Consider the following 2,812-nt stretch of genomic DNA (forward strand, 5'->3'; position numbering starts at 1 on the left):
CAAGCGACGACGCATAGACGAGCAAGACGGCGGTCGACGCGGTGAAGACGACGACGCGGCCCCGGAGTGCATCGCCGAACGCCTTCTGCAGTACTCCGACCAGAACCACGAGTCTGAGCAGGCGCAGCGGTCGCAGGAACGGCAGCGCGATGATCGCGAGGTCCAACAGGTGCCGAAAGAACCACGGCAAGCGCCGTTCCGCCAGCGCCAACCGGGCGACGTAGTCAACGGCAAAAGCGGCGTACAGGGCATACATCAGCATGTCCAGCAGCCGCGAGACGTGCCCCCGCGGCTGAGCGAGCACCTGCACCGAATACGCGGCAAGAAAGATCACAGCGATGGCGGCCAGCGGCCATTCGGCGCGGTTCTCCCATTGCTGCAGCCGCGAAACGGACTTCATAAACCGACCTCGTCTTCAGTCGATGACGGACAGCGTCGCCCCGGTGAAGGGCCGGCTCATTCCTATCGCGTCACCGGCCAGGCCGTAACTTGAAGAATGCGCTCGTCATTTGCCCTTGGCTTTGCCGCTACCCAGCGCATCGACGAGGGTGACCCTGCATCCGGCGCTCGAAGGCACGGCCGGCGCGGTTCGGGCTGTCGAGCGCCCCGCGGCTGGCGCCCCGCGGGGGTGCGAGCATCGAGTCATGACCGCGCCGAGCGTGAATCCTCTGCGAAAAAAGTGCCGGATTTTCGCAGTGGCTTCACGCTGGGCGACGGCCGATGGGGAGACCCCTTCGATCAATCGAGACGCGTTGCCGCCACGGCCCAAAACGGCATATGCACCCGGTGGTTTTCCAGAAGCGGCCCGATGATCTCCAGCCGCTCCCGCACCCGCGTCATCCGCTCGGCGAGATCCCGCCGGCCGGGCGACTCGGACATGTGCGAGAAGAATTCGGGGCTGAAGTTGCCTTGATATGTGGTGGGCCCGAGGTAATCGATGCGCCACCGCGCGGCCGGCAGCACCCGCTCGAAGTTCTCGGCCGGCAGGCCTTCCCAGTCAAGGCCATTCACGTTGTGCTGTCCGAACTCGAACATGAAAAGTCGCGCGCCCGGTCTGGTCGCCCGGTGCAGGGCCTGAACGTAGCGACCCTGTGTCTCCTCGTCGCCGAGGAACACATGGTAGAAGGCGGAGTCGACGACGGTGTCGAAGCGGTTCTCGAGCCCGTCGAGTTTCGTCGCGTCGGCCACCTGGAAATCCACCTTCACTCCGGCGCGCTCGGCGTTGCGCCTCGCCCGCTCGATCGCCGCGGGCGAGCTGTCGATCCCGGTGGCCGAGTACCCCTTCGACGCGTAATAGATCGCGTGGTGACCCGGCCCGGTGCCCGGGTCGAGTACCTCACCCCGGACTGCGCCGTAGGCCACCAACTGCTGGACCACCGGCTGTGGTCCCCCGATGTCCCATGGCGTCAACGTAATCCGCTCATCGCGGTACAACTCATCGAAATCCGGTCTGTCAATTTCGTTAGTCATGCTCGATACCGTACGCCGAAGAGATGAACCCGGCGGCGGCCATCGTGGCAGGCTCGGCCCATGGCTTTCACCATCTACGCGCGTGGTCCCGTCGAAGAAGACCGCGAGGACCCGAACAACCGGTGGCAGACGTACAGCTTCGACGATGATGCCCGATACTCGGTGCCCCCCGGCGGCGCCTCGTCGTCGACAAAGACGGGGACGGCACCTGCTGGGTCTTCCCACCGGCCCGGTGGCAGTGGGTGAGATCCGCCGAACACCGGCCGGGTGAGGAAGGCGATTCCGGCGACGGAAACCTCGGCGCCTATTTCTGATTTGCGCTGCTCACAGCGGCCTCGGACCAGATTGCCGAGCCGGGCACCAGCGACGCCGGCCCGCCGGTCGCACTATCTCCGGGTGGCGGTGACGTAGGTAAACGAATCGAACGTCTCGGCGGCGTCGTCGTCGCGCGGCGGCAGCGAAAGACCGTTGGCGGCGAACAATTCCGCAACGCCGGTGGAAGTCGCGTCCCAGCCGTGCGCGCCCAGGTACTCGGCGACGTCGTTGCGGTCGCCCTCGTACCACAGGTCTGTCATCTCGACGTCGAAGCCATGCTCCCGCCAGCGCTCGACGGCTTCGTGCATGCGGTCCCGCATCATGGCGACCGCGCCGCTCGTGCCTGACATGTTCTCCGACGCGAACCTGCTGCCGGGGGAGCTGAGCGCGGTGATGTTGTCGAGCAGCCGGTCCTGGGCGTCCGACGGCAGAAACGCGAGCAGGCCCTCGGCGCTCCAGGCGGTGGGCTGGGCAGGGTCGAAACCCGCCTCCCGCAGGACCGCGGGCCAGTCGTGGCGAAGGTCGATCGGGACCGCCCGGCGATCAGCGGTCGGCGCGGCGCCCATTTCCTGCAGCGTTCGCGTCTTGAACTCGATCACCGTCGGCTGGTCGATCTCGTACACGGTCGTACCCGCCGGCCAGGGCAACCGATACGCACGTGCATCCAGCCCCGACGCCAGGATGACCGCCTGGCGGATGCCGGCTGTCGTCGCGGACATGAAGAACTCATCGAAGAAGCTGGTGCGCACGGCCATCATGTCGGTCATCCGCGCCATACCGAACTCGGCGCCCCCGTCGACCTCGACGGGATCGAGTTCGCCGTTGGCCATCCGGGTGAAAAAGTCCACCCCCACCGCACGGACCAGGGGCTCGGCGAAGGGGTCATCAATCAACGGATCGGCAGCCCGGCTGGCCAGCGCCCGGCCCACCGCGACCCCCGTCGCGGTGGCTCCGACGCTCGTCGCGAGGTCCCAGGTGTCGTTGTCGGTGCGTGCCATGTCGACCCTCCCCGTGCGGGCTGTGTGCA

At 66.8% G+C, this 2,812-nt stretch carries 3 protein-coding genes and 1 pseudogene; 1 reads left to right on the forward strand and 3 read right to left on the reverse strand.

Annotated features, from left to right (window positions below; all coding sequences use genetic code 11):
• Positions 1-400 (reverse strand): annotated as a pseudogene (locus VKG81_RS17015) (ion transporter); the annotation flags it as partial.
• 338 nt (positions 401-738) lie between these two features.
• Complete coding sequence (locus VKG81_RS17020) at positions 739-1,470, reverse strand: class I SAM-dependent methyltransferase (protein ID WP_324397731.1); 732 nt, start codon at positions 1,468-1,470, stop codon at positions 739-741.
• A 60-nt stretch (positions 1,471-1,530) separates the two neighbouring features.
• Here VKG81_RS17020 and VKG81_RS17025 point away from each other — a divergent pair, with 60 nt between their 5' ends.
• A complete protein-coding gene (locus VKG81_RS17025) occupies positions 1,531-1,716 on the forward strand; it encodes a hypothetical protein (protein ID WP_324397732.1) in 186 nt (61 codons plus the stop codon).
• Between the two features lie 140 nt (positions 1,717-1,856).
• Here VKG81_RS17025 and VKG81_RS17030 read toward each other — a convergent pair whose 3' ends face one another.
• On the reverse strand, positions 1,857-2,783 hold the full coding sequence (locus tag VKG81_RS17030) for a class I SAM-dependent methyltransferase (protein ID WP_324397733.1): 927 nt from the start codon (positions 2,781-2,783) through the stop codon (positions 1,857-1,859).
• Between the last annotated feature and the right edge of the window lie 29 nt (positions 2,784-2,812).

The sequence above is a fragment of the Mycobacterium sp. genome (genome assembly GCF_035314905.1).
GTDB lineage: Bacteria > Actinomycetota > Actinomycetes > Mycobacteriales > Mycobacteriaceae > Mycobacterium.